The following is a 25,706-nucleotide window of genomic DNA, read 5'->3' as shown; positions in this document are numbered from 1 at the left end:
TCATAGCTTTTATCTTCTCTTAATCTCACTTTGTCGATATACTTTAGGTGCACGGATTACTTCGTCAGTTCGCTATCGCTCGGGTGCAAATCCGCGCTATCATTGCAGAGATAAATCTGAGCGAACGAGAAATGCCTAACAAGTTGAAGATTACTGGAACCTATCGAAATTGAAGCCAAAAATTATCGCACACAGTAATAAACTAATGATAGCTCCTGCCATAAATAGGGCAAAAACAAAAGCTGGACCTATTTTTCCATTATAGATTTTGAGTGCTAGCGCTACCGAAATAACACCATTTATCAAAGCATAAAAGCCAATAAAGGACCTGTAAAAAAAACAGAGTAATAATAGCGTTAACTGTATTCCAATAAATATAATTTTCAGTTTTTTATAGTTCATATTTTGATTAATTATTTACATGAATATTTCTAAATTCTTTTGAGGTAAGTGTTGAAAGGCAATGTGTTTTTTTCTACAGACATAAGTGCTGTGCTTATAAATGCATTCAATTCTTTTAAAGCCCCGCTCCCGCACGAACCCTTTCGTGTGGTAAGTTCCAACTTAGTCCATCAGGATTATAAAATTTGAGTTTTCTACTCATTTCATATATTAATTCTTTAAAAAAGACTTTTACTTTCTATAACGCCACACGAAAGGGTTCGTGCGGGAGCGGGGGGATGGAATATTTAGTAAAATTCTATTTCAGTTTTTGCATCACATGCCACTATCATATAGGATTCTAATATGGTAAATTTTTGCAAATTCGCAATACGCCAAAGCCTTGTCAATAAATGCTACTATTTTATCTTTGTTCGAAAAAATATTTAAAGGAATAATTCGGTCTGTGATTCTGTTTAAAAATGATTCTAACAGAATGGGATTAATAGAAAGTTCATTTCGTTCAAAAACACTACGATCTATTTTCTCTTCATCATTTGGCGGAACATTAGAATTGTAGCCATTGACACGGACGCCTATAGGAGGATCATAATAATACATCCAATATGGAAATATTTTGACTTCATTTACGTCAAATAATTCGGGTATGGTAAAAGCATCGAATTCTGATTTTCCTGAAATAACTTTTGAGGTTAAATCATCCATATCTTCCAAAAATAGTTTAGAAAACTTTTGTTCTTTATTAATGCCATTAAAAAGGGTTAATAGTTCCCAAGGTATTCCAAGCCGACAAGAGATTTCATCTATGCTGTAATAAGTAATTGATTTTGTATCGACATCCATGAAATCTGTAGATAAAATCCGTTCAGAGTTCTCAATCAGTTTATTAAAATCAATTGGTTCTACCGAATATTTTCCTTCATTCCAGGAATATAATCCCTGAACTTTAATATATAATTCTGCCATGATTAAATGATTTTATTTTAATAATATCTAATGCATCTTTAGGTCTGTTTACCGCAAGTTTATTGAGGACAATATCGTCGAGACTTAAGCATCTTAAATTTGTATTTTCAATTACTGCTTTTGTACTATTGTTATATGCCATTTCGAATTCCAAACCACTTGCGACTGATAAAAAGTTATATAAATACAGTCCATATTTGTAATGAATAAAAAACTCTTCGTCTTTTATTGTTTCTCCTTTTGCTATTTCTTTGAGGAAATTGTTAAATAGATGTCTGTTTTTTTCGTCTTTATAATCGATCCATAAATCTAAATCAGATGGAATTACAGAAACACCATTTAACAACATTGCAAATGAGCCTATTACTAAATATCTTATTTGATAGTTATTCAATAAAATTATTGGTTGTAACATTATATCTCTAATTTATTGTTTGTTTTCGTAATCATCGTTATTTCAATTATCACCCCGCTACCGCACGAATCCTTTCGTGTGGTACGTTCCAACTTAGTCCATCAGGATTATAAAATTTGAATTTTCTACTCATTTCATATATTGATTCTTTAAAAAAGACTTTTACTTTCTATAACGCCACACGAAAGGATTCGTGCGGGAGTGCAGATATACTTTAGGTGCACGGATTACCTCCTCAGTTCGCTATCGCTCGGGTGCAAATCCGCGTTATCGTAATAATAAAATTTAAAATTTTACCCCAATAGCATTCCAATTAGACACATAGCAACTACTGTTAGGATTAGCGGAATAAATGTTACCATACAAACAAAAGTTCCTCGTTTGGAAGTGGGCCACGTAGAGAGATTGTCGGGCTTAAATACTATAAAATTTACGATGATAGGTGTCATAATTGGCCAAATCAATAGTCTTCCATTTCCGTTGTAATTACCATGTCGTAAAATGATATACAAAAGATATCCCGCAAAAAGAATCGAACACGCAGAAATTATAATCTTAATTATTAAATTATTTTTATAGTCCATAGTTTGATATCACTTATTATAAGTATTTATATTAAATTCTTAATCAAACTCAATCGTTTCTTTATCAGATAAAAATATCTAAATCTAAATCCCAAAACAGCTACTAGAAGTCATCACTGTATCAAAATAAGTCTAGATACGAATAGCCCTGTTCCATTCCATGTTAAAGTAAACTATGGAAATTTCTACAACAGAAATCTTTTCTTTATATGATTCATAATTATAGTCTTCAAAATAAAATTTATCAGGACTTAAAAATGTTCCTCTTTGAAATTTATTCGAAGCTATTTTCATTATGTGATTATTATAAATCTCTATTTTTTTTTGTTCAAAACCATTTTCATCAACTTCAATTAAACACATAAAAGGTTCTTCAACAAATTCATTTCTCCAATTAATTTTATAATATGCCATCTTCATTGTTTTAAGTACGTTTTATTGTTGCTAATTCAACAATTTTAATATCTCTAAGTTCTCATTTTTGTGCTATTGTAAATATATTTTTGAGGGATTGTCTTCTGCATGAAATCAAAGATTTAGTTGGACTAAAAGTTGTGTGAATATTTTAAATTACTAACAGCAAGAATAATTTAAATAATAAAAAAGGAATTGTTTACAAAGTTAAATTGCTGATTAAGTGATGGTTGTTCTTTATAAGGCAAAAAAATGATAAAATAAGACAGAATATATTATTGAAGTTTTTATGAAGAAAAAACGGTTTATTTTGTTGGAATGAATCAGTTTAAATGACAGCAAAAAAAATCGGACAAAGTATGCCCGATTTTACTTTAATCTAAATTTTCGTATCAGATTTTTAAATGCCTATTTTGGCATTAATATTATGCTTTTCGGCGTATGCCTTTGCCTCATTCATCAATTTTGTAAACTTGGCATCTATGTCGTTTAGGGTTGAAGCATCAAAATCGGCAATTGCTTTTTCAATTTGTTCAGGAGAAGCTTTTTCGTCTTTCATCTTTGCAATGGGCAAATAACCTTCTTTTTGTTTGGCGATTGCATAAGTAAACAAGTCTTTTGATGCCTGAAGAAATTCTTTATTGTCATCGTCTTCGGCTATATCTTTAATAGTTTGAAATCGAGTTTCCAGATTGCTGATATCATACTTGAAAGCATCGTAATAAGTAGAAGGAATCATCTTTTTCTGGCTTTCGTCATAAACTTGTGGTTCCGACTGTAGTTTTTCATTTATTTCTTTACCACCAAAACGTGACAATAGATTGGAATTTAATCCCGCTATTTCAAAAGTTTTTTCTGGCGAAAGGTTATTGCAAGAGCTAGAAACGATAGCAATTAATACTAAAAATAGAGTTGTGGCATTTAAGATTTTTTTCATTTCGTGTTTATTTATCCTTTTAAAATTTTATTTTTCTCAGCATCAAATTCTTCTGATGTTAAAATTCCGGCATCTAGAAGTTCTTTCAAATCTAATAAAGCCTTTTTCTTCGTTTCCATCGAATTTGAAGCTTCGGATTTTGGTGTTTCAGTTTGTGTGGTCTGAATTGGAGTTACAACTGTTCCTGATGGAGCATATTTTAGAATCAGTTCTGTAATTTCATTAAAGCCTTTTACATTCGAATAATCAATTGCTTTTTGTTCTTTTACGTTTACGATAGACGCATCAGCTTTGTTGTCAAGAAGATATTTTACTACATCTTTTTTTCCGTTTGCGGCACTGTAATGCAAAGGTGTATTTCCAGATTCGTCCTGAATATTGATATTGGCTCCGGTTTCAATAATTAACTTTACCATGCTGAGGTTTCCTTTTTTGGTGGCAACATGAAGCAGACTTTCTCCGCCATAATTGTAACTGTTGTTTAATGTGAAACTCGAATCGTTGGAAATGTTTGAAGCACTTACCACCCAATCCAGATAATCGTTCATAGACGAAGTGTCTCCTGCAACTGGTTTGCTGTAATTGACATCAACTCCGTTTTCTAAAAACAAAGCCACAATTTCCTTTTGATTATTCGCACAAGCGTACCAAATTGGAGAATAACCATTGTTATTGGAAGTAAATACATCAGCGCCTCTTTCGACTAATAATTTCGCCAGTATCCTATTGGTTTCATAACAGGCAATTAAAAGTGCATTTTCGCCCGAATGATTGGCATGATTCACATCAGCACCGTTGTCCAAAAGTAAAGTTACCATAGGTAATGATTTGGTGTAACAAGCATAAAGCAATGGCGTATTGCCTTGTTTATCGGTCACATTAATGTCTGCACCTTTGTCTAAAAGTAATTGTATAATCTCTCTGTTTAATCTTGCCGAAGCTAGTAGAAGTGGAGTTTCTCCATTGTTATTCAGTAAATTAACATCAACTCCTGCCTCAAGCAACTTTGTTGCAATTTCAACCTGAGCAGTCTGTACAGTCAAGTGCAACAGGCTATTACCGTTTTTATCATTGATTTCTATTTTGGCTCCGTTTTCCAAAAGATACAAAGCAGTTTGTTTTTGCTTTTGAAGACAAGCAAAGAACAAAGGCGTCTCTCCCGCATGATCTTCATAATCGATATCGGCACCGTCTTCGCACAATATTTTCACAATATCCAGATAACCTCTGTGTGCGGCATAATGAAGAGCGGTTCTTCCTTTTTCGTCGGTATATTTTACATCTACTTCTTTGTTTTGAAGTAACAATTCAGCTATTTTTCGGTTGCCGTTTTCGCAGGCAATTATAAATGACATTGACATAGAATCTTAGTTTTATATAATTATTATTAAACACATAGAAACATAGTTCTCTGGAAACTTAAAAGAAGGCGTTTCACTTGCATAAATTCACATTCCAGATAGCTATCGGGACTATGCGTAAGAAACTAGTTTCTTTCTAATTTCTTTTGTTCACAAATAAAAATCTATGTTTCTATGTGTTTAAGTTGTTTTTTATTTAACCATCTGGAAAAGTTTAAGCTTTCATTAGAAGCTCAACCGTTTTTATTTTCAAATTATCTGTAGAAGCAAGCGTAAGAGCGGTTTCGTCTTTATCGTTTGTAATATCTTTATCAGCGCCATTTTCAAGAAGCAGTTTTACTTTTCTGTAAATTTCTTTGGCAGCTTCTGCGTCATAGTTTACATTGAAAGCACAGACTTTGTGTAAAATGGTATTTCCTTCGTTGTCCTGTTCGTTCACATCAATCGATCCGCTGTCTAATGCCGATTTTAGAATACCCGATTTCTTTTCAGCAATATAATCAATACCCGATTTTGGATTTCCGTAATAAGTAGCACAGTGATTTAAGTCGGCACCATCTGATAATAATCTTTGAAGTGAATTTAGGTCATACTCAGAATCAGACATCATTCGGATAAATTCAGTTAGCAAAGTTCTTCCGTCTTTATTGATGCTGTTGAAATCGGCTGAAGATGATTCGGCCAGAATTTCATACATCGGAATCGAAAACTGCTCGCCAACAGCATAATAAAACGAACTGTTTTCCTGATTGTCTTTTTCATTTGGATCAGCTCCGTTTTCTAATAACATCGGAATGTATTCTTTTTTATGCCTTTTAATAGCGTACATCAAAGGCGTTGTACCAACTACATTTTTATCATTGATGTCAACTCCGTTTTCAAGAAGGGTTTTGATATACGCTATACCTTTTTCAGCATTCAAAGAATAATTATTTACGATTTTATGAATCAAATTTTCTTGTGCATTGTTTTTATAATTGGCATTACAGCCGAAATCTTCTATTAAGATTTTAATGACTTCCGGAACGGCTTCTTTCTCGATGCAGTATCCCAACAAAGTCTGATCACTGATTTCGTCATTCACATTATCGACTTTTGACATGATTTCTTTGAAGAAAGAAAGAGATGCATCATCATTTTTGATATTTCGGGAAAGAGGATTGAAGATTGATTTATCAAAACTGTCCAATTCGTAGATATCCGTTTCAATAAAACCGGCTTTTATGAATCTTTCGATAAAATCAATTTCTTTGGCTTCGATTATTTTGGCGGCGATTTGAGAAAAGTTGTTTTTAAGATATTGTTCGTTAAAAGTTTCTCCGTTATTTAGACATTCTCTGGCCTCGTCAAATTTTCCCTGAAAAAGGAAATTTTCAATCTGGTTTTGTGTTTGCATTTGAAATATATTTAAAAATGATGATAAATTTTAATAGCAATTTGCTTTGTAATTATTGACTTCGCAAATGATGCTGTAAGATAAAACATAAAATTCGTAAATATATTTCAGGATAAAAATTAAAAATGACAGTTTAAGTCGTAAAACTTACAGAATAGGGTTTTTGGGAGTTTTTTAATTTAGATTTTGGTAGAAACATTGATTCAAATGAAATTATAATGGCAATAATTAAAATAGGATATGAAATCCTGATTTGATTGGAGTTTTTTGATTTTTCATTTCCACTTCCAGCCATATTCATTTTTATATTCTATTTTATTTTTGGTACAGATGTTTTTAAAATAGGTTTTAAGTGTATCAAAATCATTAATCTGTTCTTTGGGATAAGCTAAAAAATCACCAGCTTTTAGTTTTATAAAAAAATATTCGTTAGTTTCAGATATGTATTCAAAATTTCCAACGTTGTGTTTCGCCTGAATATGATTATTTTTAACTTCAATAAATTCATTGTTGAAAGAAATGTTGAACGATTGATCAATACGGTTTTTATAGTCTTCCGTTTTAATTATTTTAGAAAAATGCTTTTTATAGTAATAGCCCAGATATTGAGGAAAAACGATAAACGAGATGACTCCTAATGCCATGAAACAAACTGAAATAAGGAGGTTAAATTTTATAAAAAGTAAACTGATCAGCAAAATAATGCTTATAAATATGAAACGGCTGGTTTTTCTTGATTTCCTGAATTGTTCTGATTTTGAAGCATTATATAAAAGCATATCTAGTGCTACTTTACTATTAAATATAAATGTGATGTTTTCTACCATATTACTCTTTTTCTCTAAACTTTTCTAAGTCATTAATCATTTTTTATCTTATCTGTTTTCTTAAATGCTGCAGAATTTTCCAATTATATCATTTAATTTTTTAGATGAAATGATGACTGCAAAATCCCAAGTCTCATCATCATTACCTGTCATTATTATAACATTTTCTCCTTCCATAGTCCAATACGCACTTGTATTTGCTGATTTTCCAACTTTAATTGTTTTTCTATCTGCCCAATTTGTTTTGAATAAATCTTGAAGTAAGTCAATTTCAAAATTCCATCCATGAATATTTAATTCCCAAGATTTACGTTGCAATTTTAGAGAAATTTTTTTGACATTTTTATCAATTGAAAAATACAAATCTTCCATTTTTTAATAGATTTAAGTTATTGCAAAAAGTGCAAAATAGTATTGAAAGTTATTCTAAATGACCATAATAAGTCATAAAAAAGAAAGAATAAGTCTTTTGTTTTGTTTGCTGTTTAAAGCAGAAAAGAATAGTAAAAGCATAGAATTTTTAAAATGTTATTTTTTTAAATCAAAGCATTTTTTTATTTAACAACCCTTTAGAATTAATCTATAAATAGCCAAATAAAAAAAATACTATCTTTACCGATCAAACGTTTATGAACTTAAGCCACATTCTGGTGGCACTACATATATAATTATGGCATGTACAAGTTGTTCAACCTCAGATGGTGGCGCACCAAAAGGTTGTAAAAATAATGGGACTTGCGGCACCGATAGCTGCAATAAATTGACGGTTTTTGACTGGCTTTCGAACATGAGTCCGTCTAATGGAGAGGCGATTTTTGATTGTGTTGAGGTTCGTTTTAAAAACGGACGTAAGGAATTTTTTAGAAATTCAGAAAAATTAACTTTAAGTATTGGCGATATTGTAGCAACTGTAGCGTCGCCAGGTCATGATATTGGGATTGTTACTCTTACAGGCGAATTGGTAAAGATTCAAATGAAGAAAAAAGGAGTGAATTACGAAAGTAATGATGTGCCAAAAATCTATAGAAAAGCATCTCAAAAAGATATTGATATCTGGTCTGTTGCCCGCGATCGTGAGGAACCAATGAAAGTTCGTGCACGTGAATTGGCGATTCAGCACAAACTGGAAATGAAAATTTCGGATATCGAATTTCAGGGAGACGGTTCTAAAGCAACATTTTACTACACAGCAAATGATCGTGTCGATTTTAGAATGCTGATTAAAGATTTTGCGAAAGAATTCAGTACCAGAGTAGAGATGAAGCAAGTTGGTTTCCGTCAGGAAGCGGCTCGTTTAGGTGGAGTTGGTTCTTGCGGACGCGAACTTTGCTGCTCAACTTGGTTGACTGATTTTAGAAGTGTAAATACTTCTGCAGCGCGTTATCAGCAGTTATCATTGAATCCGCAGAAATTGGCAGGTCAATGTGGAAAATTAAAATGCTGTCTAAACTATGAGTTAGACACTTACATGGATGCGCTGAAAGATTTTCCGGATTATGACACGAAGTTGATTACTGAAAAAGGTGATGCTGTTTGCCAAAAACAAGATATTTTTAAAGGATTAATGTGGTTTGCATATACCAACAATTTTGCAAACTGGCACGTTTTAAAAATTGATCAGGTTAAGGAGATTATTGCAGAAAACAAGCAGAAAAATAAAGTTTCGTCTCTGGAAGATTTTGCTCTTGAAGTGGTTGCAGAACCTGAAAAAGATTTCAATAATGCAATGGGACAAGAGAGTTTGACTCGTTTCGACCAGCCAAAAAGAAAGAAAAAACCAAACCGCAAACGCAAACAAAATGCTGAAACTGCTGGTGTTGCAACTCCAATAAAACCACAGCAGGAAAAAAATACGAATAACGCTAAGCCATCAGGGAATAACAATCCAAATAATGGTAATGCGAATAAGCCTAATAAGCAAAATCATAAGAAAAAGCATAATTCGAATAAAAACAATCCGAATAAGCAAAATTCAAATGAAAATAAATCTGCTGAACCTAGAAAAACAATAACGAATACTAAAAATGAGAATAAAAAATAGCTGGATTCTTCTTTTGGCAGCAATACTTCTTTTTTCTTGTGATAAAAAGCGAGTATTTGATGAATATAAATCTGTTGGAAGTGCTTGGCACAAAGACAGTATTATAAGCTTTAATCTGCCGGTTTTAGATTCTACAAAAAAGTACAATCTTTTTGTAAACATACGAGACAACAACAATTATCCGTTTAATAATTTGTTTTTGATTGTTTCAATGGAAATGCCAAACGGATTTACAAAAGTGGATACCCTAGAATACCAAATGGCTGAACCAGACGGAACATTATTAGGAAATGGATTTTCAGACATAAAAGAGAGTAAACTTTATTACAAAGAAGACGTAAAATTTAGAGGAAAATATCAAGTTCACATCAAACAAGCCGTTAGAAAATCAGGCAAAATTGCTGGTGTTGAAGCTTTAGAAGGAATTACAGACGTTGGTTTTAGAATAGAACAAAAAGATTAGAAAAATAGGTATGGCTACTAAAAAAAACAATCAATCCAAAAACGTTAAGGATATTAATTATTACAAAAAGAAATTCTGGAGGGTTTTTGCATATACCTTACTGGGAATTTTAGCTTTCTTTTTATTTGCCTCTTGGGGCTTTTTTGGGTCTATGCCTTCTTTTGAAGATTTAGAAAATCCAGATTCTAACCTTGCAACAGAAATTATTTCTTCTGACGGAGTAGTGCTTGGTAAATACTTCAAAACGAATAGATCCCAGCTTAAATATTCTGATTTACCTAAAAATCTGGTAGATGCTTTAGTTGCAACTGAGGACGCTCGTTTTTATGAACATTCAGGAATTGATGGTCGTGGAACTCTACGTGCTGCCTTTTCGCTGGGAACAAATGGAGGAGCTAGTACTCTAACGCAACAATTGGCAAAACAGTTATTTCATAAAGGAGGGTCTAGCTTTTTGCCTTTTAGAATCGTACAAAAGATAAAGGAATGGATTATTGCAATTCGTTTGGAAAGACAGTATACCAAAAATGAGATTTTAGCGATGTACTGTAACGTTTATGATTTCGGAAATTATGCTGTTGGCGTAAGTTCGGCTGCTCAAACTTATTTTTCAAAAGACCCTAAAGATTTAACTATAGACGAATCGGCGATATTGGTTGGAATGTTTAATAATTCCTCTCTCTATAATCCGTTGCGAAACCCTGTTGGGGTTAAAAACCGTCGTGATGTAGTACTAGGTCAAATGGTAAAAGCAAAGATGATTACGGAGTCTGAAAAAGAAAAGTATAAAGCATTACCAATTACTTTAAAGTTTAAATTGGAAAGCCACCGTGAAGGTATTGCTACTTATTTTAGAGAATATCTTCGTGATTATATGAAGAAATGGGTTGCAGAAAACAAAAAACCTGATGGTTCTGATTATGATATTTACAAAGACGGACTTAAAATCTACACTACAATAGATTCGAGAATGCAGTCTTATGCAGAGGAAGCTGTTGCAGCACATATGCAAAACCTTCAACAGCAGTTTTTTATTGAACAGAAAACCAATAAAAATGCCCCTTTCGTAAACATCACACAAGCAGAAACTGAGCGAATCATGATGCAGGCAATGAAAAATTCTGTTCGTTGGGCTCAGATGAAAGAAATGGATAAAAGTGAAGACGATATCATTGCTTCATTCAAAGTAAAAACAAAAATGCGTGTCTTTACTTGGAAAGGTGAAAGAGATACTACAATGACACCATTGGATTCTATCCGTTACTACAAACACTTTTTACAATCTGGTTTAATGTCAATGGAGCCTCAGACTGGAGCAATCAAAGCTTGGGTTGGAGGAATTAACTATAAATATTTCCAATACGATCACGTTGGACAAGGAGCAAGACAGGTAGGTTCTACTTTTAAGCCTTTCGTTTATGCAACCGCTATTGAAGAATTGAATATGTCTCCTTGTGATTCTATTTTAGATGGTCCATTTATGATTCATAAAGGACGTCATCATGTTACAGCTGATTGGGAACCAAGAAACTCTGATTACAGATACAGAGGTATGGTTACTTTAAAACAAGCTCTAGCGGCTTCTATCAATACAGTTTCTGCTAAATTAATTGACAGAACAAGTCCAGAAGCAGTTGTAGAATTGACTAAAAAATTAGGAGTTAAAACAGAAATTCCGGTTCAGCCTTCAATTGCCTTAGGAGCCGTTGATATTACAGTTGAAGATATGGTTGCGGCTTATAGTACATTCGCAAACCAAGGAGTTTATGTAAAACCACAGTTTTTAAGCAGAATTGAGAACAAAAGCGGTGAAGTTATTTACGAACCGATTCCGGAGTCTCACGACGTTTTAAATAAAGATATTGCTTTTGCCGTAATCAAATTACTTCAAGGGGTAACAGAAAGTGGTTCTGGTGTGCGTTTACGTACTCAAGGTGGAGGAAGCGGAGATAATCGCTGGACAGGTTATCCATACATGTTTACAAATCCTATTGCGGGTAAAACGGGTACAACACAAAATCAATCTGATGGTTGGTTTATGGGAATGGTTCCGAACTTAGTAACTGGAGTTTGGGTTGGATGTGAAGATCGTTCTGCTCGTTTTAAAAGTTTGACTTATGGACAAGGAGCGACAGCGGCTTTGCCAATTTGGGGTTATTTCATGAAAAAATGTTATGCCGATAAAAACCTTCAGATTTCTAAAGCAGAATTTGAGCGCCCAGCAAACCTTTCTATAAAAGTGGACTGTTATCAAAGACCAGTAATTGTAAAAGATACTACAGACACAGAACAAAATACAGATGAATTTGCATTGTAATAATGTTGCAATAAGAGTCAACTAATTATATATCATCCCTTTACTGCTCTTTTGTATAAGATTAGTAAAGGGATTTTTATTTGGGTTTTATTTTTACGAAATCGTTATAATTCAATCTAAAAATCTTATTTTTATCAAAAAATATACAGTAATAAAGACAGTTTGTTATGATAACAAAAAAAGTAAATAACGTTCAGGATGCTATTAACGGAATTGAAAGTGGGATGACCATTATGTTTGGCGGTTTCGGATTATGTGGTATTCCTGAAAATACAATTGCAGCTTTGGTAAATACATCAATTTCTGATTTAACTTGTATTTCAAACAATGCAGGAGTTGACGATTTTGGTTTGGGGTTGTTATTGCAAAAGAAGCAAATCAAAAAAATGATTTCTTCTTACGTGGGTGAAAATGCAGAATTTGAACGTCAGATGCTTTCTGGAGAATTGGAAGTTGAATTGACGCCACAAGGAACTCTAGCAGAACGTTGTCGTGCAGCACAGGCTGGAATTCCAGCTTTCTTCACGCCGGCAGGTTATGGAACAGAAGTGGCTGAAGGAAAAGAAGCCAGAGAATTCAACGGGAAAATGCATATTATGGAAGAAGCTTTCAAAGCAGATTTTGCTATCGTAAAGGCCTGGAAAGGTGACGAAGCTGGAAATTTAATCTTCAAAGGAACAGCAAGAAACTTCAATGCGTGTATGGCAGGTGCAGGAAAAATTACAATTGCCGAGGTTGAAGAATTGGTTCCAGTTGGTTCATTAGATCCAAATCAAATTCATGTTCCGGGAATTATGGTACAGCGTATCTTTCAGGGAGAGAAATTTGAAAAGAGAATTGAACAACGAACAGTAAGAGCTAAGAATTAGATAATGAGAAAAAGGGACAATTAGATAATTTTTTAAATTACGTTTTGAAATTATCTAATTATCAAATTGACACATTAGAGATATGTTAACAAAAGAAGATATAGCAAAACGAATTGCAAAAGAAGTAAAAGACCGTTATTTCGTGAATCTTGGAATTGGAATTCCAACTTTGGTTGCAAATTATGTTAGAGAAGATATAGCGGTAGAATTTCAAAGTGAAAACGGTGTTCTCGGAATGGGGCCTTTTCCTTTTGAAGGAGAAGAAGATGCCGATATTATTAATGCAGGAAAGCAGACTATTACAACGCTTCCTGGAGCAAGTTTCTTTGATTCCGCTTTTAGCTTTGGAATGATACGAAGCCAGAAAGTCGATTTAACGATTCTAGGCGCGATGGAAGTTTCTGAAAATGGAGATATCGCCAATTGGAAAATTCCGGGTAAAATGGTAAAAGGAATGGGAGGCGCTATGGATTTAGTTGCTTCTGCAGAAAATATTATTGTTGCCATGATGCACGTAAACAAAGCTGGAGAGTCAAAAATCTTAAAAAGATGCACTTTGCCATTAACGGGCGTAGGATGCGTTAAAAAGGTCGTAACGGAGCTCGCAGTGCTCGAAGTAACAGGAAAAGGTTTTAAGCTCTTAGAAAGAGCGCCAGGTGTTTCAGTCGAACACATCATCGCTTCAACCGAAGCTGATTTGATTATTGAAGGAGAAATTCCTGAGATGCTAATCTAAAAAGTATTGCCACTAAGGCACAAAGACGCAAAAAAGACGCAAAGTAAATAATTAAGAAAAAAACAATAAAAAACCGCCCAATATGGCGGTTTTATTTTAAAAAAACTTAGTGTCTTTGTGCCTTCGTGGCAAACGACAAAGTATTATAAATTAAAAGAAGCTCCTAAACTAAAAGTAGCCTGATTATTCAAATGATAGAAAGGGTCATTGTTTGAACCGTATTTTGCAATTGGGAATCCGATTTCTGTGAAAACACCGAATCCGTCAGTGAAGAAATAACGACCACCAACATGACCTCCAAAATTATGTAAACCTAAACTTAATCCAGGGTAAACGTCTAATTGTTCCACTCCAATTACACTAGATAAGTTAGCATTGATTCTTGCTTTAGCATCAAAACGATCTCCGAAGTCTGGTTTTTGATCATTATAAGCAGTATTACTTCCGTGGTAGAAGCCATTAAAATTATCAACCCCTAATAGGTAGTTTGCAACAAATCCAAAAGAGAAATTTTCTCCTAAACCAAAATCAATAGATCCCTGAATTCCAGAGCCACCATCTTGTAGATTAGCACCAACATTTACTCTAGTGTCTCCTTTGCCTGTAAAGGCTTTCTGTGCGTTGATAAATCCGAATGAAACTAAAAACAAGAGTGTAATAACCTTTTTCATAAATTTTAATATTAATTATTTTGATTGGCAAAAATAAAGTTTTAAATAAATTAATTCCTACCTTTTTCGTTAAAATATAATTCGTTTAATGGTTCGCTTTGCCAGTATTCTTTGGTGTTGATATCCAAAATGGTAAGTGGGCCTCTAAATGCCGCGCCTGTATCGACATTCCAGACACAAGCTTTGTTTACAGGAATAGTTTGTCCGATTCGTGTTACCGGAGTATGTCCAATGTAAACTTCTTTATAAACGGTAAATCTCTTTGGATAGTTTATATCGTCTTCTTTTAATTTTGGATCCAAAGAAAGAGCAGTCTCCCAAAGCGTTCTGTCCCAATAAAAAAGCTTAGAAAAATATTCCCATTTTACGCCATTTAAATTGGTAAATCCTGCATGAACAAATAGACGGTTTTGATCATCAAGGTAATAATCCTGAAGATTTTCTAGAAATTCGATATGAGTTTGTTTTTTCTCTTCAGAGATTTTAGCATAACCTTCAACAGTGGCTTTTCCGCCATGTTTGTACCACATTTCTTCATCAAAATCATCATGTCTTTCTTCCAGCCAGTCTAGTGCCAGCTGATCATGGTTTCCTCTAATGAAAACACAGTTTTGTTTGCTTTTTAAATCAATCAAATAGTCGATTACTTCAACAGACTGACTCCAGCCGTCCACATAATCGCCCAAAAAAATTAGAGTATCTTCAGTGGTAACTTTGGCTCTTTCAATCACTTGTTCAAGCGCAAGTAATCCGCCGTGAATGTCACCTATAACAAATGTTCGCATTATTTAATTTTTGGAGTAGAAGAACAAAAATAAAAAGAATAATTGGTTTGCACTCATTGAATTTGTATTCTTTAAAAATTGATATGATTTATAACTATTTACAACGTTTTTTATTGCTTTTCCTCTGTAAATTTGCAATATGTCTGAAACAACAACATATCGCAAAATTATTCACATCGATATGGATGCTTTTTACGCGTCGGTAGAACAGATGGACAATCCTGAATTAAGAGGAAAACCTGTTGCTGTTGGCGGTTCAGAAAATAGAGGAGTGGTTTCGGCAGCAAGTTATGAAGCTCGTAAATTTGGTGTTCGAAGTGCCATCAGCGGAGTTTTGGCTAAAAAATATTGTCCCGAAATTATTTTTGTCCGACCAAGATTTGACCGTTATAAAGAGATTTCATCTAAAATTCATAAAATTTTTCATGAATACACTGACTTAGTTGAGCCTCTTTCGCTTGACGAAGCGTATTTGGATGTTACGCAGAATAAAATAGGAAACCCAAGTGCAAGTCTTTTAGCTCAAGAAATTAGATCAAGAATTCTCAGTGAAGTTGGTTTAACTGCTTCTGCAGGTATTTCCATTAATAAATTTGTGGCCAAAATTGCAAGTGATTATAATAAACCCAATGGACAAAAAACGGTAAATCCAGATGAAGTTGAAGCTTTTTTGGAAGAGTTGCCGATTCGCAAGTTTTATGGAGTAGGAAAGGTAACAACCGAAAAAATGTATCAGCTTGGTATCTTTACCGGAACTGATTTAAAAAGTAAATCATTAGAGTTTCTGGAAAAACACTTCGGAAAATCGGGAGCTTTTTATTACAACGTAGTCCGCGGCATTCATAACAGCGAAGTAAAATCATCCAGAATTACAAAATCTGTAGCAGCTGAACATACTTTTGATGTCAATCTTTCTTCAGAGATTTTTATGATGGAACAATTAGAAAGAATTGCAGTTTCATTGGAAAAACGACTCAAAAGACACAATATTTCAGGTAAAACGATTACTTTGAAGATAAAATACAGCGATTTTTCACAGCAGACCAGAAGTAAAACACTGCCTTATTTTATTTCGGATAAAAGTCTGATTATGGAAAACGTAGAAGAATTGTTATATCAGGAAAAAATGAAGGATTCTGTTAGGTTGCTTGGAATTTCATTAAGTAATTTGAATACCGAAGTAAAAAAAGCAGTTGCTGTTCAGTTAAAATTTACATTTTGACAACCTATTTTAATCGTATATTAAGATTTCAGGCTCTTTATAACAGAGTTTTTCTTGTATCTTTGAGAAAAAAGATCCATTCATCTTCTGAATTGTTTTAATATGAAAAATAAAAATTCTGACGATTTAATGCAACGAAATTCAGTTCCAATCTTATCTTGGGATTTTCATTATGAATATCTGAATGAGCTTAAAGCCTTAAGTTCTGATTTGGAGAGAGTCAGCAAAATTTCGAATGAGTTTGTTTGGGATGAAAAGAAACTGAATATTCATGAAAGAATTAAACATGAAGTTGTTGTGGTTACCGATTTGGATTTGAAAATAGTTTTCGCGTCAAGCGGCATCAAAAAAATGACGGGTTACAAAGCAGAAGAAATTTTAGGTAAAACACCAAAGATGTTTCAAGGGCCTGCAACTTCAAAAAAGACTTTAAAAGAAATCAGAGAAGCTTTGGCAAAGAAAATTCCGTTTGAAAAAACACTGGATAACTACCGAAAAAACGGAAAAACATATAAATGTAAAATCGATGCTTCGCCAGTTTATAATCTAAAAGGAGAAGTTTCCCATTTTATAGCTTTTGAAAAACAGGACTTAAGTGCTTGATTTGCCACAAAGGCACTAAGACGTTAAGTTTAAGCTTAGTAAAAGAAATAAAAAAAACCGCCCAAATAGGCGGTTTTTCAATATATACAAACTTTGTGTCTTAGTGCCTTTGTGGCAAAAGCAAAACATTCTTATAGATTTGCAAAGAAATCATTCCCTTTGTCATCTGTAATAATAAATGCTGGAAAATCTTTCACTGTGATTTTACGAACGGCTTCCATTCCTAGTTCTTCAAAATCAACCACTTCAACTTTAAGAATATTGTCTTGAGCCAAAATAGCAGCAGGCCCTCCGATAGAACCTAAATAGAATCCGCCGTATTTGTTGCAGGCATCGGTAACTTGTTTGGTACGGTTTCCTTTCGCCAGCATAATCATACTGCCACCATTTTTCTGGAATTCATCTACATAAACGTCCATACGGCCAGCAGTTGTTGGGCCAAAACTTCCAGAAGCCATTCCTTCTGGTGTTTTAGCAGGACCAGCATAATAAACTGGGTGATTTTTGAAATAATCAGGCATTGGTTTTCCAGCGTCTAGTAATTCTTTGATTTTGGCGTGAGCAATATCTCGGGCAACAATTACAGTTCCGTTTAGTTTTAAACGTGTTTTAACTGGATATTGAGACAATTTGGCTAAAATATCGGCCATTGGCTGATCTAAGTCAATTTCTACAGGTGCTTCTAAATGTGGCGCTGTCTCTGGTAAAAATTGTTTCGGATTTACTTCTAATTGCTCAACGAAGATTCCGTCTTTAGTAATTTTTCCTTTGATATTTCTATCCGCAGAACAAGAAACTCCCAATCCAACCGGACAAGAAGCGGCGTGACGAGGCAGACGAATTACACGAACGTCATGTGTGAAATATTTTCCACCAAATTGCGCTCCGATAGCACTTTCCTGGCAGATTTTTTGAACTCTTTCTTCCCATTCGTGATCACGAAAAGCCTGACCAGCCATGTTTCCAGATGTTGGAAGATTGTCATAATATCCTGCAGAAGCTTTTTTAACAGCACTTAAGTTTGCTTCGGCAGAAGTGCCACCAATAACTAAAGCTAAGTGATATGGAGGACAAGCAGAAGTTCCTAAATCTTTGATTTTGGTGCGAATGAATTCATCTAATGATTTTTCATTCAATAAAGATTTTGTCTGTTGGTATAAATACGTTTTGTTAGCAGATCCTCCTCCTTTTGCCATAAACAAGAAATCATAAGAACTTCCTTTTTTAGCATAAATATCGATTTGAGCGGGAAGATTTGAACCTGAATTCTTTTCTTCAAACATCGAAATAGGAACAATCTGCGAATAACGTAAGTTTCTTTTTTGGTAAGTATTAAAAATTCCTCGGCTTAACCATTCAGCATCATCAACACCAGTAAAGATGCTTTCTCCTTTTTTAGCCATTACGATAGCCGTTCCTGTATCCTGACAACTCGGCAACTGACCTTCAGCAGCAACAGAAGCATTTTGAAGTAAGTTATAAGCCACGAAACGATCGTTGTCTGTAGCTTCTGGATCATCGAGAATTTTTCTTAGTTTTTGCAAATGCGTCGTTCTAAGCATAAAAGACACATCCGTTAAAGCTTCTTCAGCCAGTAACTCTAAACCTTTTGGATCAACAGTTAAAACTTCACGTTCTCCAAATTGCTCCACTTTCACAAAATCTGAGGTGATTTTGCGATACTGTGTATCGTCCTTTAAGATCGGATAAGGATCTTGGTATATAAAATCAATCATTGCTTTGTTTTTTTTACAAATTTAGAAATTATTTACCTAAGAAAGAATTTGAATAAGACCTTCTACACAGTTTTATTCGGTACTGTTGAATTGATCAAAAGTCATCTTTTTTTGAAAGTAGGCTTTGTCTTTTGCCGAAAGTAATTTCTTGCTCCATTGGTTTCCTTTTAATTCGAAACCAATTGAATCTGAATGACTAAGAACACCCATGTCCATATTTTCATCATCATCCGCAGGAACAAATGCAACAGTTTTGCAATAAAAAGATTTTGGATCGGAAGCATTGGATGGATTTACAATTTCCAGCCAATTTCCCCAACCGCTATCTGACATGGTATTCCATTGATGAACAAGCTGTAAGGAACTGTTTTTGAAATAATACAAATAGTTTTCATGTACATAACCGCAGGCAGGATATCCAAAACCTAATTGAATAAAAGGAGAATTTTTATGAGAAGTATTGGTTAAGCCAATCGAGCCTCCCCATTCTGATCCTTTCTCATAATTTTTGATGACCACTTTAGAAGAAATCAATTTGTTCTTGTTTTGATAAAAATCCAATCTGAATTTAGAAGTCATTATGCTGTCCTGATCGGCCTTTAGATCGACAAGATTGGCCAAAACATGTGTAATTGGGCTGTCTTTATCTTCTGAAAGATAAATCGTATCCGTTCGAAGAGCGCGTTCATCCGCAGCATCATCATTTGTTATCATTGCAATTTCTTGCGGTACTGGTAACTCTGCAATAGCTTCTGAATTAGTAGGTTTGTTTTGGCATCCGATTAAAAGTAGCAGGGAAAAGAAAATTGGGGTTTTCATGGTATTATTTTAGATTTTCAAAAATAAATTTTTCATCGTATTGGATGCTAAATTTATTCAGAAAATTTAAATATTCCTCATTAAAGCTTTGTTTTTTGTGATGCTCTTTTTGATTTTGAATGTATTTATACACAGAATCAATTTGAGATTGACTGTAAGAGAAAACGCCGTAACCTTCCTGCCAGGAGAATTTGGATTTTGTCAATGTATTGTCGTTTATGTATTTAGATGACTTTGCCTTTACTGTTTTCATTAATTCTGAAATTGTAATTGTTGGTTTTAATCCTAAAAGACAATGAACATGATCTTCAACACCATTAACGATAATTGTTTTACATCCTGTTTCATTAATCAGATTTCCAATTACACCTAGTAATTTCGATCTCCATTTCTCCTCAATTAGAGCATCTCTATATTTTACAGCGAAAACAACCTGAATATAAATTTGATGGTATGTGTTTGCCATTTTAGTTTTCTGGCTAAAGAACGAATATTAATTGAAAAGAAGATATTTTTTGTAATATTTGACTTTCTTTTTTTGTAATGAATATCATTCGTTCCTACGGAACTTGTAGAAATGCGGTCATTATCGTCAACGGATTGAAATCCGTTGCTACAAAATGGAATCGTTCCTTTGGGACTTTACAACGAAATTAAGCCGATGTAATCTTATTCGATTGTTTTTCAATCCGATTTAAAAAAGAGCCATCGGCTCGACCAAATATTGTAGGGCCGGATTTTAATCCGGTTATGGAAATTAGGTTTAGTAAAAAGATCCGTAGGATCGACCCATTTTATATCTTTTTTTCTAAATGTTAGAATCGCTAAAATGTACCATTCCTACTACGGAACTTATAGAAATGCGGTCATTATCATCAACGGATTAAAATCCGTTGCTACAAGATAGAATCGTTCCTTTGGAACTTTACAGCAAATTAAGCCGATTTAATGTTATTCGATTGAATTTTAATCCGATTTAAAAAAGAGCCATCGGCTCGACCAAATATTGTAGGGCCGGATTTTAATCCAGTTATGGAAATTAGGTTTAGTAAAAGATCCGTAGGATCGACCCATTTTGTATCGTTTTTTCTAAATATTAGAATCGTTAAAATGTACCGTTCCTACGGAACTTATGGAGTGTCGGTCATTATCATCAACGGATTAAAATCCGTTGCTACAAAATACGTCGTTCCTTCGGAACTTTTACAGAAAATTAAGCCGATTTAATCTTATTCGATTGAATTTTAATCCGATTTAAAAAAGAGCCATCGGCTCGACCAAATATTGTAGGGCCGGATTTTAATCCGGTTATGGAAATTAGGTTTAGTAAAAAGATCCGTAGGATCGGTTCATTTTATATCGTTTTTTCTAAATATTAGAATCGCTAAAATTTACCGTTCCTAAGGAACTTATGGAATGTCGGTCATTATCATCAACGGATTGAAATCCGTTGCTACAAAATAGAATCGTTGCTTCGGAACTTTACAACGAATTAAACCGATTTAATGTTATTCGGTTGAATTTCAATTCGATTTAGAAAAGAGCCATTGGCTAGACCAAATATTGTAGGACCGGATTTTAATCTGGTTATGAAAATTAGGTTTAGTAAAAAGATCCGTAGGATCGACCCATTTTTATATCATTTTTTCTAAATGTTAGAATCGCTAAAATGTACCGTTCCTACGGAACTTATGGAATGTCGGTCATTATCATCAACGGATTGAAATCCGTTGCTACAAAATAGAATCGTTGCTTCGGAACTTTACAACGAATTAAGCCAATTTAATGTTATTCGATTGAATTTCAATTCGATTTAGAAAAGAGCCATCGGCTCGACCAAATATTGTAGGGCTGGATTTTAATCCGGTTATGAAAATTAGGTTTAGTAAAAAGATCCGTAGGATCGGTTCATTTTCTTTCAAATTAAAAAAACCAAGTCGCCACAAAAATCGCTGTAATCACACAAATCAAATCAACCAAAAGCATTGTGCCTAAAGCATAACGTGTATTTTTGATATTTACAGAGCCAAAATAAACTGCAATTACATAAAACGTACTTTCGGCGCTACATTGGAAAATACTGCTCAATCTAGCCGTTAAAGAATCGGCACCAAAAGTATTCATCGAATCAATTAAGAATCCACGAGAGCCGGCAGAGCTAAACGGACGAAGCATAGCAACTGGCAAAGCATTAGTTATTTCTTTGCTTACACCCATATTTGAAAATACAAACCCGATTCCGTCACTGATAATTTCAAACAAACCGCTGTTTCTGAATAATGAAATGGCAACTAACATTCCTAAAACATAAGGAAAAATAGTAACACCCGTTTTAACACCATTATTTGCTCCGACTACGAAAGTATCAAAAACTGTTGTATTAGCATCTTTGAATTTTTGTTCATGTCTGAAAGAAAAAATCAGAGTGAAAACGATAATTGTTAATAATATCAACCCAGAAAGATTAGAAGTAAAATAGTTTTTTCCAATAAGATCTAAATGATTAACATACATCAATAAACCAACTATGGCAGCAATTAAACCCATTAAACCAATAAGAAGTGAAGCACTTTTGAAATTAATTTTTTGTTTGATTCCCACAATTAAGAAAGCGGCGATTGTACCAATGAATGAAGTGATGATACATGGAAGCATTACATCGGCTGGATTACTGGCGTTTGCAGCTGCACGATAACCAATAATTGAAGTGGCAATTAATGTTAAACCGGAAGCATGAAGACACATAAACATAATCTGCGCATCACTGGCTTTGTCTTTATCAGGATTTATTTCCTGTAAACTTTCCATGGCCTTAAGTCCGAATGGAGTTGCAGCTGAATCCAATCCGAGGAAATTGGCGGCAAAGTTTAAGGTCATGTAGGAAATCGAAGGGTGATTTTTCGGAATACTTGGAAAAACTTTTACGAAAACAGGACTTAAAGCTTTTGCCAGATTTCCGGATGCTCCAGAAATAATTAAAAGTTCCATTAATCCGCAAAAAAAGGCTAAATAGGCAATAAGTGGTAAAATCAAATCGACTAAAGTGCTTTTACAAGTCGGCAGTAAGCCATCAGATTTCTGAAGTCCGCTGAAAATTTTTACGGTTTTGTTTTTATAAACATAAGTCGTGTCGGCATTTAGCGTATCACGATTAACGATCATGGTTTGATCTGGTGCTTTCGTAATGCTGTCTTTGATAAAAGCAGGAAGTTCTTCAACGTACTTTTCGGAAACTAAAATAGGATCGTCTTTCTTTCCATTTAAAACAGAATCAATAGTATATGTATTGGCAGTAAATAAACTGGCTACAATAAAAATAATTGAAGAAATAAAAATAACTAACCAAAATCTGCTCAATACCATAACTATAATTTTTTGTAAATGTAATTATTTAGCAATAATAAGCATAAAGATTTTAGTAGTCAAACGAGAAGTGTTCATGAAAAACAATAATATTGAAGATAAAATGCAATTTATTCAATCACAATTTTAGTTCCTATATAGTTTTCAAAAGCTTTAATTCCTTCAAACAAAACTTCTTTTTTAGAACTTTCTGTCTCATTAAAAAACTCCGTTTCAATTTTGATGTGATCTTTCTTAATGGTTCTTTTCCAGATTCCAATTACTTTTCCATTTTCTAAAATGATCGGTTTAAAGATGCCATTATTAGTAAAAGTTTTGGATTGATGATCTCCTGAAAAGGAAACTTCGCGGGTTTTATACGAAATTAATATCTCATCGAAAGCAGGAAGAAAATGGACGCTTTCGTGAAAGAGATTCTCCTCTTTATAATTTTTTCCGAACCAAAATGTCTGATTGTCAATAGTAATATGGTTTAACTGCAACTCAATTGCATCAATAGCTGACTTGCAAATTGTTGGAGAAAAACCGGACCACCATGAAAAATCGAGCAAAGTTGCCGGGCCATGACTCTCAAAATAGCGTTGAGCCAATTTGGCGACACCATCTTCTTTAGTCAGTTTTGTTTTTGGTTTTTCGACACGTTCTTCAAGTAAAGCATACGTAATTTGTTTGCCGTTCATTCTTCCGTTGCAGACCAAACCTTCCAATTCTGCATTCATCATAATGGCGGCGGCGAGAAAATCTTCTTTAGAAGTTTTTTTGACATCAAGTTCCTGCATAATTTCTTCTCTCGTCAAATGATTGTTTCCAGATAATAGTTTTTCAATTTTGGTATTAAACTGATCGAGCTTTTTAAGATCGACATCAAATTTTTTAGCTCCAGAAACGGCTAATCTTTTTATTTGGGGAGCCGAAATATCCAACATCCAATAAATATCATCTGCAGAAACAAAATGCCAGGTTGGACGCAGTATATGAGTTCGAATAATCTGTCCTGAATTTACCGCTTCTTCAATTTCTTTTTCAGAAGCATCACATCGGGATCCAACAGCCCATTTTGCCATAGCATAATCCTGCGCTTGCATCGCACCAAAATGTTTTACAACTTCTTGTGGTGAGCATTGAGTTGTTTTAAACAATTTTTGGGCAGTCATACGATGATGTGAAATTTCAGAATGAATCATAATCAGAATTATTTTAAACCATATAAGTTATATAAGTTCATGTAAAAATCTTTGTCCCTTTGCAACTTTGAATCTTTGTACCTAAAAAATCAAACATGAATAATCTCGTCATCAATCAGCAAATCTTCTCTTCTTAAACGAAGAAATATCTGAGCAACGGCAATAGTATCTTTCTCGCAGTATGTTATAATTCGGTCAATATCTTTTTCAACGTAATAAACGTGGGCAACCTGACTTCCGTCAATATCGCCTTTTGGCGATGGAACTCCGAGAATCTTAGTCAGCAGTTTTAGAGAAGTAAAATGCTTATAATCGCCAAACTTCCATAATTCTAAAGTATCGAGATGTGGAATTTCCCAAGGTTTTTTTCCAAATAGATTCAGTTTATCCGGAATTGGCATTTGATTAATAATCATTCTTCTTGCTATAAACGGAATATCAAATTCTTTGGAATTATGTCCGCATAACAAATGCTGTGGCTGATTAAAATGATTGTTGATCAGATTAGAAAAGTCTTTTAAGATTTTCTTTTCGTCACCAAAAAAAGAAGTAACCCTAAAGTTTCGAACATCTCCTTTGATGGTAAAAAAACCGACAGAGATACAGATAATTTTTCCAAATTCGGCCCAGATTCCTGCACGTTCGTAAAATTCTTCTGGAGAGAATTCGTCTTTTCGCTGGTATTGTGTTTTCAAATCCCAAAGTGACTGCATTTCCGCGTCAAGCGAATTGAAGTTTTCTTCTTCCGGAACGGTTTCTATATCAAGAAAGAGAATGTTGTTGAGATTTATTTTTTCAATCATAATTTTACTTGGGTTTGCCACGAATTACACGAATTGCACTAATTTTTTATTCCATATAAATTTACACTAATTTCAATTCTTATATCCTATCATAAAGAAAAAATGAATGAATTATCTTATTTTAAAAATAAATCAATTTTTGTTGAAAAGAATTGAGTAAAAGAAAATTAGTGATAATTGGTGTAATTCGTGGCTAAAAAAAAAATTAAAACAAACTTTGCTGAGCAGATGGATTTTCGTGTTCCAGAAGCCATTTCTTGCGGGACAATCCGCCTGCATATCCTGTTAGTGATCCGTTTGTTCCGATAACTCTGTGGCAGGGAATCACAATCCAAAGCGGGTTTTTACCATTTGCCGAAGCAACCGCCCGAATAGCTTTGACGTCGCCTAGTTTTTTGGTTTGATCCATGTAACTCACCGTTTTTCCGTATGGAATTTCCAATAATGATTTCCAGACTTTCTGCTGAAATTCGGTTCCTTGTGGATTAAGTTTGAGGTCAAAATCGGTTCTTTTGCCTTCGAAATATTCATTTAACTGTGAAACTGCTTCTTGTAAAACCGCTGGAATAGTCTGGGAAACCTCGTTTGTGCCAACATCAGAAACAGAAATTACGGCAATGCCATTTTCATCTCCAATAATTTTGGTGATTCCTAAAGGGGAGTTGATGTAAACTGTTTCCATAATTTTTTAACGCAAAGACGCTAAGTTTAGCGCAAAGTTCGCAAAGTTTTTTTAAACCATGTAAGTTATATAAGCAATTTAAGATTTTGTTTTTTTTGGAAAGCCTTTTT

General features: G+C 33.9%; 24 protein-coding genes. 7 read left to right on the top strand and 17 right to left on the bottom strand.

Annotated features, from left to right (window positions below):
- Positions 1-717 precede the first annotated feature (717 nt).
- The 8 genes from BM289_RS00475 to BM289_RS00440 all read right to left on the bottom strand — a co-directional run bounded on the left by BM289_RS00475 (position 718) and on the right by BM289_RS00440 (position 7,674).
- Complete coding sequence (locus BM289_RS00475; RefSeq protein WP_091489823.1) at positions 718-1,368, bottom strand: hypothetical protein; 651 nt, start codon at positions 1,366-1,368, stop codon at positions 718-720.
- Positions 1,349-1,783 (bottom strand): DUF6036 family nucleotidyltransferase, encoded by a 435-nt coding sequence (locus BM289_RS00470; protein ID WP_143102017.1) that lies wholly within the window; start codon positions 1,781-1,783, stop codon positions 1,349-1,351. Before BM289_RS00470 ends, BM289_RS00475 begins: the two co-directional genes overlap by 20 nt.
- A gap of 716 nt (positions 1,784-2,499) precedes the next feature.
- On the bottom strand, positions 2,500-2,781 hold the full coding sequence (locus BM289_RS00465; protein WP_091489818.1) for a DUF6881 domain-containing protein: 282 nt from the start codon (positions 2,779-2,781) through the stop codon (positions 2,500-2,502).
- 400 nt (positions 2,782-3,181) lie between these two features.
- A complete protein-coding gene (locus BM289_RS00460) occupies positions 3,182-3,718 on the bottom strand; it encodes a hypothetical protein (RefSeq protein WP_091489815.1) in 537 nt (178 codons plus the stop codon).
- Between the two features lie 11 nt (positions 3,719-3,729).
- Complete coding sequence (locus tag BM289_RS00455) at positions 3,730-5,073, bottom strand: ankyrin repeat domain-containing protein (RefSeq protein ID WP_244165298.1); 1,344 nt, start codon at positions 5,071-5,073, stop codon at positions 3,730-3,732.
- A gap of 220 nt (positions 5,074-5,293) precedes the next feature.
- Positions 5,294-6,475, bottom strand: coding sequence for an ankyrin repeat domain-containing protein (locus BM289_RS00450; RefSeq protein ID WP_091489809.1), 1,182 nt, complete (start codon positions 6,473-6,475; stop codon positions 5,294-5,296).
- Positions 6,476-6,750: 275 nt separating this feature from the next.
- Positions 6,751-7,119 (bottom strand): hypothetical protein, encoded by a 369-nt coding sequence (locus BM289_RS00445; RefSeq protein WP_091489807.1) that lies wholly within the window; start codon positions 7,117-7,119, stop codon positions 6,751-6,753.
- Between the two features lie 243 nt (positions 7,120-7,362).
- Complete coding sequence (locus BM289_RS00440) at positions 7,363-7,674, bottom strand: hypothetical protein (protein ID WP_091489804.1); 312 nt, start codon at positions 7,672-7,674, stop codon at positions 7,363-7,365.
- Between the two features lie 298 nt (positions 7,675-7,972).
- On the opposite strand from BM289_RS00440, the gene BM289_RS00435 reads away from it, so the two are divergent.
- From BM289_RS00435 to BM289_RS00415, 5 genes are all read left to right on the top strand, one after another.
- On the top strand, positions 7,973-9,343 hold the full coding sequence (locus tag BM289_RS00435) for a PSP1 domain-containing protein (protein WP_091489802.1): 1,371 nt from the start codon (positions 7,973-7,975) through the stop codon (positions 9,341-9,343).
- Positions 9,327-9,806: a gliding motility lipoprotein GldH gene (locus tag BM289_RS00430; RefSeq protein WP_091489800.1), complete on the top strand. Its 480-nt coding sequence runs from the start codon at positions 9,327-9,329 to the stop codon at positions 9,804-9,806. The genes BM289_RS00435 and BM289_RS00430 overlap by 17 nt, the downstream gene beginning before the upstream one ends.
- A 10-nt stretch (positions 9,807-9,816) precedes the next feature.
- The gene (locus tag BM289_RS00425; protein ID WP_091489797.1) at positions 9,817-12,123 is read left to right on the top strand and encodes a penicillin-binding protein 1A; all 2,307 of its coding nucleotides are present in this window, start codon (positions 9,817-9,819) and stop codon (positions 12,121-12,123) included.
- A gap of 167 nt (positions 12,124-12,290) precedes the next feature.
- On the top strand, positions 12,291-12,992 hold the full coding sequence (locus BM289_RS00420; RefSeq protein ID WP_091489795.1) for a CoA transferase subunit A: 702 nt from the start codon (positions 12,291-12,293) through the stop codon (positions 12,990-12,992).
- 82 nt (positions 12,993-13,074) lie between these two features.
- Entirely contained in the window at positions 13,075-13,728 is a 654-nt protein-coding gene (locus BM289_RS00415) for a CoA transferase subunit B (protein WP_091489792.1), read from the top strand.
- A 143-nt stretch (positions 13,729-13,871) separates the two neighbouring features.
- Here BM289_RS00415 and BM289_RS00410 read toward each other — a convergent pair whose 3' ends face one another.
- On the bottom strand, positions 13,872-14,399 hold the full coding sequence (locus tag BM289_RS00410) for a DUF6646 family protein (RefSeq protein WP_091489790.1): 528 nt from the start codon (positions 14,397-14,399) through the stop codon (positions 13,872-13,874).
- 50 nt (positions 14,400-14,449) lie between these two features.
- A complete protein-coding gene (locus BM289_RS00405; RefSeq protein ID WP_091489788.1) occupies positions 14,450-15,184 on the bottom strand; it encodes a metallophosphoesterase family protein in 735 nt (244 codons plus the stop codon).
- Between the two features lie 139 nt (positions 15,185-15,323).
- On the opposite strand from BM289_RS00405, the gene dinB reads away from it, so the two are divergent.
- Positions 15,324-16,406, top strand: a complete 1,083-nt coding sequence (gene dinB, locus BM289_RS00400; RefSeq protein WP_091489786.1) for a DNA polymerase IV — start codon at positions 15,324-15,326, stop codon at positions 16,404-16,406.
- A gap of 102 nt (positions 16,407-16,508) precedes the next feature.
- Positions 16,509-17,009 (top strand): PAS domain-containing protein, encoded by a 501-nt coding sequence (locus BM289_RS00395; protein WP_091489783.1) that lies wholly within the window; start codon positions 16,509-16,511, stop codon positions 17,007-17,009.
- A 131-nt stretch (positions 17,010-17,140) separates the two neighbouring features.
- Here BM289_RS00395 and BM289_RS00390 read toward each other — a convergent pair whose 3' ends face one another.
- From BM289_RS00390 to BM289_RS00360, 7 genes are all read right to left on the bottom strand, one after another.
- On the bottom strand, positions 17,141-18,745 hold the full coding sequence (locus tag BM289_RS00390) for a fumarate hydratase (protein WP_091489781.1): 1,605 nt from the start codon (positions 18,743-18,745) through the stop codon (positions 17,141-17,143).
- A 72-nt stretch (positions 18,746-18,817) separates the two neighbouring features.
- Positions 18,818-19,564 (bottom strand): hypothetical protein, encoded by a 747-nt coding sequence (locus BM289_RS00385; RefSeq protein ID WP_091489778.1) that lies wholly within the window; start codon positions 19,562-19,564, stop codon positions 18,818-18,820.
- A 4-nt stretch (positions 19,565-19,568) separates the two neighbouring features.
- A complete protein-coding gene (tnpA, locus tag BM289_RS00380) occupies positions 19,569-20,030 on the bottom strand; it encodes an IS200/IS605 family transposase (protein ID WP_091489775.1) in 462 nt (153 codons plus the stop codon).
- A 1,457-nt stretch (positions 20,031-21,487) separates the two neighbouring features.
- Positions 21,488-22,927 carry a nucleoside recognition domain-containing protein gene (locus BM289_RS00375; protein ID WP_091489774.1) on the bottom strand — a complete coding sequence of 480 codons (1,440 nt, stop codon included), beginning with the start codon at positions 22,925-22,927 and terminating at the stop codon, positions 21,488-21,490.
- Between the two features lie 110 nt (positions 22,928-23,037).
- Entirely contained in the window at positions 23,038-24,111 is a 1,074-nt protein-coding gene (locus BM289_RS00370) for a winged helix DNA-binding domain-containing protein (protein WP_091489771.1), read from the bottom strand.
- Between the two features lie 89 nt (positions 24,112-24,200).
- A complete protein-coding gene (locus BM289_RS00365) occupies positions 24,201-24,914 on the bottom strand; it encodes a 3'-5' exonuclease (RefSeq protein ID WP_091489769.1) in 714 nt (237 codons plus the stop codon).
- A gap of 205 nt (positions 24,915-25,119) precedes the next feature.
- The gene (locus tag BM289_RS00360) at positions 25,120-25,596 is read right to left on the bottom strand and encodes a methylated-DNA--[protein]-cysteine S-methyltransferase (RefSeq protein ID WP_091489766.1); all 477 of its coding nucleotides are present in this window, start codon (positions 25,594-25,596) and stop codon (positions 25,120-25,122) included.
- Between the last annotated feature and the right edge of the window lie 110 nt (positions 25,597-25,706).

Source organism: Flavobacterium phragmitis (assembly GCF_900112575.1).
In the GTDB taxonomy this organism is placed as follows: domain Bacteria; phylum Bacteroidota; class Bacteroidia; order Flavobacteriales; family Flavobacteriaceae; genus Flavobacterium; species Flavobacterium phragmitis.
This window is presented reverse-complemented; position numbering and strand designations above follow the sequence as displayed.